The sequence below is a fragment of the Stenotrophomonas sp. 2YAF22 genome (assembly GCF_052114665.1).
GTDB lineage: Bacteria > Pseudomonadota > Gammaproteobacteria > Xanthomonadales > Xanthomonadaceae > Stenotrophomonas > Stenotrophomonas indicatrix.
Window position 1 is genome coordinate 1 of record NZ_JBFRFE010000350.1, and the last position, 4491, is coordinate 4491.

Here is a 4491-nt window from a genome sequence, read left to right on the forward strand (position 1 = left end):
CGGAACACCTGGGTGTAGAACACCCGCACGCCTTTGGCGGCCAGCGCCTTGCGGTCGATGCCGGCCTTGTCCAGCGCGGCGATGTCGTCGGAAGGAATGCCCCATACGCGCTCCAAGGTCAGCGCGCGCTCGGCGGTATGGCTCCAGATCACTTCCGGTACGTACAGGTCGTCGGAGTTCTCCCAGAAACGGCGCAGCACGCTGGCATTGGCGCCTTCGCGCTGCAGGTCCAGCTCGGCGGCCAGGGTGTTCTCCACCTCGGCCACCACTTCGCGCGGGCGGATCTTGTCGGCGCGCGGATGGGTGCGCTCGACCAGCGTCGCCAGCGAGTTGAGCAGGGCGATGTCGGCGTCGATCTGCTTTTCGATGCCCGGGCGCAGCACCTTGACCACCACCTGGCGGCCATCGGCCAAGGTGGCCGCGTGCACCTGCGCGATCGACGCCGAGGCCAGCGGTTCTGTATCGAAACTGGCGAAGGCTTCGCTGACCGGCAGGCCAAGCGCTTCCTCGACGATGCGGCGTGCCGCGTCGCCGTCGAAGGGCTTGACCCGGTCCTGCAGCAGGGTCAGTTCATTGGCCACGTCCGGCGGCACCAGGTCGCGACGGGTGGACAGGATCTGCCCGAACTTGACGAAGATCGGCCCCAGGTCCTGCAGCGCCAGGCGCAGGCGTGCACCCCGCGACTGTGCCGCGATGGCGGCCGATGCGCGCGGCACGAACGGCTTGGCCAGGCGCAGCCAGCGCTCGGCCGGGGTGCCCTGCAGCAGGTCGTCGAGGCGATAACGCAGGATCACCCGGCCGATGCGGCTGGCCCGCAGCAGCGCCTTCATGCGGCACCCCGCAGGCGCTGCACGCGTGCGCCGAGGCGCTCGACATCGTCGCGCAGCACGTCCACGTCATCGTGGAAGGCATCCAGCTCGGCACGTGGTACCACGTCGCGCRATTCCTCGGTGATGAATTCAGCGGCGCTATGGGCGAGGTCGATCGCACCCTGGCGGGCATGCTGCAGGGCGCTGCGCAGGGTGTTGGCCACCTGCACGCCCAGCACGTCGCCGAACACGCTGACGAACGGCTGCTGCCAGTCCGGATCGAAGCCCTTGGCCAGCTGCTGCAGGCGGCGCGCCAGCTCGGCATCGCCGGCCACGCGCACGCGCCCCTTGCCGTTGTCAGCGCCCTGGCGGGCACGCGCCAGYAGCGGCAGCTGTGCCAGCACGCCGGCCAGGCTGCTGCGCACGGCCAGGTCGGCTTCCTGCGCATCCACCGGGCCAACCCGCAACTGGTCGCCGTCGACGCTGATGCGCATTGCCAGCGGCGGCGCGTCCAGGGTCAGGTCGATATGGCGACCGTCGAGGCTGGCCAGTGCGTGGCGGGTATCCGGATCCAGCGCCAGCGCGCGGTTCAGGGCGATCTGCAGAGCGCGGCCAGCGACCGGCTTGAGGGACTTGAGCAGGGAAAGAGCCATGTGCGCATTCTACCTGCGTGGGTGGGGGGCTTGGGCCGGGCTGCCGCCCGGCACCCGCAGACGCAACGGCAACATCAAAAGCCGACGTCCTGTGGGGAGGCGGGGCGGTGTGGGTTTGCGGGGCCGCCGTGAACCCGTCCTTGGGGGCTTGGTCGCCGCATCCATGCGGCTCACACCCCGCAAACCCACACCGCCCCGCCTTCGACAGGTTTCCGGTAGCCATTTGCGGTAGTGCCGGCCGCTGGCCGGCAACCTCGGTCGGTTGGTAGGTGTCGACCTTGGTCGACACGGTAGATCAGGGGCATGCGCAATTGACGCGTGCGAAGGGATTTGTGGTTCATCTGTGCCTCACGCGGAAGGCCGACGAAGGTTCATGCTATGGAGCCACGCAACGCACAGGACATCGCATTTCCATGGCACGGACACGGGTTGGCATCATCTTCGGTGGCAGGTCTTCCGAACACGAAGTTTCGCTGCAGTCGGCGAAGAACATTCTCGACGCGCTCGACCGCGAGCGCTTCGAACCGGTGCTGATCGGCATCGACAAGCAGGGCCAGTGGCACCTGAGCCAGCCGGACACCTTCCTGCTCAATGCCGAGGATCCGGCGCGCATCGCCCTGCATCCTTCCGGTACCGCGCTGGCGGTTCTGCCCGGCACCGAGCAGGCCCAGCTGCAACCGACCGATGCGGGCAGCGCGCTGGGGCAGATCGATGTGGTGCTGCCGATCGTGCATGGTCCGCTGGGCGAGGACGGTGCGCTGCAGGGCCTGCTGCGTATGGCCAACCTGCCCTTCGTCGGCTCGCCGGTACTGGGTTCGGCGGTGGCCATGGACAAGGATGTAACCAAGCGCCTGCTGCGCGATGCCGGCCTGCAGGTGGCGCCGTGGGTGTGCATCCGCCGCCATGAAGCCGATGCGGTCGATGTCGATGCACTGATCGCGGCACTCGGCCTGCCGCTGTTCGTGAAGCCGGCCAACCAGGGCTCATCGGTGGGCGTGAGCAAGGTGAAGGACGCCGACGGTTTCGCCGAGGCATTGCGGACTGCGCTGCGCTACGACCACAAGGTTCTGGTGGAATCGGCCGTGGTCGGCCGCGAGATCGAATGCGCGGTGCTGGGCAACGAGCGGCCGCAGGCCAGCATCTGTGGCGAGGTGGTGCTGCACGACGAGTTCTACGCCTACGACACCAAGTACATCAACGAAGATGGCGCCGAAGTGGTGGTGCCGGCCGCGATCGACGCGGCGACGCAGGCGCGTATCCAGGACATCGCGCTTCAGGCGTACCAGGTACTGGAATGCGCCGGCATGGCGCGCGTGGATGTGTTCCTGACCGCGGATGGTCGGATCGTCATCAACGAGGTCAACACGCTGCCCGGCTTCACCCGCATCAGCATGTATCCGAAGCTGTGGGGCGCTAGTGGCGTGGGCTACACGGCGCTTATCACGCGCCTGATCGAACTGGCGATGGAGCGGCACGACGCCGATCGCCGATTGCACAGCGCGGTGCGCTGACCGCGCTTCGGCAGTGCCGGCCGCCGGTCGGCAACCCCGGGTAATCGAGGTTGCCGGCCAGCGGCCGGCACTACTGCTCAAGCGGTCATGTGCGCTTGCGGAACATCGAGATCACCGCCAGCACCAGGAACACCACGAACAGGATCCAGGCGATGTTGCTGGCGGCACCGGCGATGCCGGAGAAACCGAGCACGGCGGCGATGATGGCGATGACAAAGAAGATGACGGCGTAATGCAGCATGGTGCTCCTCGCAGGTGGTCGGCCGTGGGTGGCGTTGTGTCCATCCTGCGCATCTGCCGGTGTGCAACCGGTGATGGCGATCTCTGCGCGTAATGAAGGCTTCAGCGCGGTGATGCCGCCGTCATGATGCGGCCTTCAGTCGTCGCAGCCCTTCTTCGATGCTGACCTGCGGCACGTAGCCGAAATCACGGCGCGCCGGCTCCATGCTGTACCAGTGCGGCGTGCACAGCTGCTCGGCCAGGAAGCGCGTCAGCGGCGGCTCGCCACGCAGGCGCAGCAGCGGCCACAGCCGCTCGCAGATCGCGCCGATCCGATACGCCGTCTTGAAGCTGATCGCCTTGTCCACGGTTGGAGCGCCCACCGCCTGCAGCAGCTTGTTGACCAGCTCGCGCATCGGCAGCGGTTCGCCATTGGAAATGAAGTACGCCTTGCCGGCGCAGGCCGCGCCCGGTGCCAGCGCCTCGAAGGCGAGGAAATGCGCCAGCGCGGCGTTGTCGATGTACGTGGTATCGACCTTGTTGTTGCCGTCGCCCACCAGGCGCAAACGGCCAGCACGTGCACGATCGGCCAGGCGTGGCACCAGCTGCTGGTCGCCCGGGCCCCAGATCAACCGCGGACGCAACGCCACGGTTGCCAGGGTCGCGTCATTGGCCGCCAGCACGCGCTGTTCGGCAATCGCCTTGGTCGCCGCGTAGGGCGCCTGGAAATCCTCGCCATACGGCACTTCGTCCGCACCCAGTCCTTCCACCGGGTGCGTGGCGCGGTGGGTCACGCTGGGCGTGGAGGTGTAGACCAGCCTGCCGATGCCATGCGCACGGCAGGCGGCGATGACGTTGTCGGTGCCGACCACGTTGGCCTGGTGGTAGCTGTCATAGCTGCCCCACGCACCCGCCTTGGCACCGTTGTGGAACACCGCATCGACGCCGGCCACCGCATGCAGCACCGCCTGCGGATCGGCCAGGTCACCGCGGATCTGGCCCACGCCCAGCGCCTGCAGTTCCGGGTAGTGGCTGCGGTTGAATGCCAGCACCTGGTGGCCACGTTCGACCAGGCCACGGCACAGCGCCTGGCCAAGGAAACCACCACCACCGGTGACCAGGATCTTCATGCGCGCTTCTCCAGTTCGGCGCGTGCCCAGACGGCGAGCTTCTCGCGGCCGATCTTGGCGTTGTGACGGATATCGACGGGGAACGCCGGATGCATCAGCACGTGTTCCAGCTTCATCTCGGGCAGACGCGCAGCGGCCGTGGCATGCAGCGCCTCGCGCAGGGCAGGGC

The 4491-nt window shown here is 67.7% G+C and carries 5 protein-coding genes and 1 pseudogene; 1 reads left to right on the forward strand and 5 read right to left on the reverse strand.

Going from position 1 to position 4491, the window contains the following annotated elements:
- Positions 1–830: AarF/UbiB family protein (locus AB4Y84_RS14100; protein ID WP_442250310.1), on the reverse strand; the 830-nt coding region annotated here is incomplete at its 3' end.
- Positions 827–1462, reverse strand: coding sequence for a ubiquinone biosynthesis accessory factor UbiJ (locus AB4Y84_RS14105; RefSeq protein WP_442250311.1), 636 nt, complete (start codon positions 1460–1462; stop codon positions 827–829). The genes AB4Y84_RS14105 and AB4Y84_RS14100, both read right to left, overlap by 4 nt.
- Positions 1463–1875: 413 nt before the next feature.
- Here AB4Y84_RS14105 and ddlA point away from each other — a divergent pair, with 413 nt between their 5' ends.
- On the forward strand, positions 1876–2973 hold the full coding sequence (gene ddlA, locus AB4Y84_RS14110; protein WP_363734270.1) for a D-alanine--D-alanine ligase: 1098 nt from the start codon (positions 1876–1878) through the stop codon (positions 2971–2973).
- Positions 2974–3058: 85 nt separating this feature from the next.
- Here ddlA and AB4Y84_RS14115 read toward each other — a convergent pair whose 3' ends face one another.
- From AB4Y84_RS14115 to AB4Y84_RS14125, 3 genes and pseudogenes are all read right to left on the reverse strand, one after another.
- A complete protein-coding gene (locus AB4Y84_RS14115) occupies positions 3059–3214 on the reverse strand; it encodes a DUF1328 domain-containing protein (protein ID WP_025875842.1) in 156 nt (51 codons plus the stop codon).
- Positions 3215–3335: 121 nt separating this feature from the next.
- On the reverse strand, positions 3336–4322 hold the full coding sequence (gene oleD, locus AB4Y84_RS14120; RefSeq protein ID WP_105163252.1) for a 2-alkyl-3-oxoalkanoate reductase: 987 nt from the start codon (positions 4320–4322) through the stop codon (positions 3336–3338).
- A pseudogene (locus AB4Y84_RS14125) lies at positions 4319–4491 on the reverse strand (peptide synthase); the annotation flags it as partial. The gene oleD and the pseudogene AB4Y84_RS14125, both read right to left, overlap by 4 nt.

What these genes read in the sequence shown, in the direction of transcription:
- AB4Y84_RS14115 (WP_025875842.1), bottom strand. Translation starts at nt 3,214, where the DNA reads ATGCTGCATTACGCCGTCATCTTCTTTGTCATCGCCATCATCGCCGCC.
- ddlA (WP_363734270.1), top strand. Translation starts at nt 1,876, where the DNA reads ATGGCACGGACACGGGTTGGCATCATCTTCGGTGGCAGGTCTTCCGAA.
- oleD (WP_105163252.1), bottom strand. Translation starts at nt 4,322, where the DNA reads ATGAAGATCCTGGTCACCGGTGGTGGTGGTTTCCTTGGCCAGGCGCTG.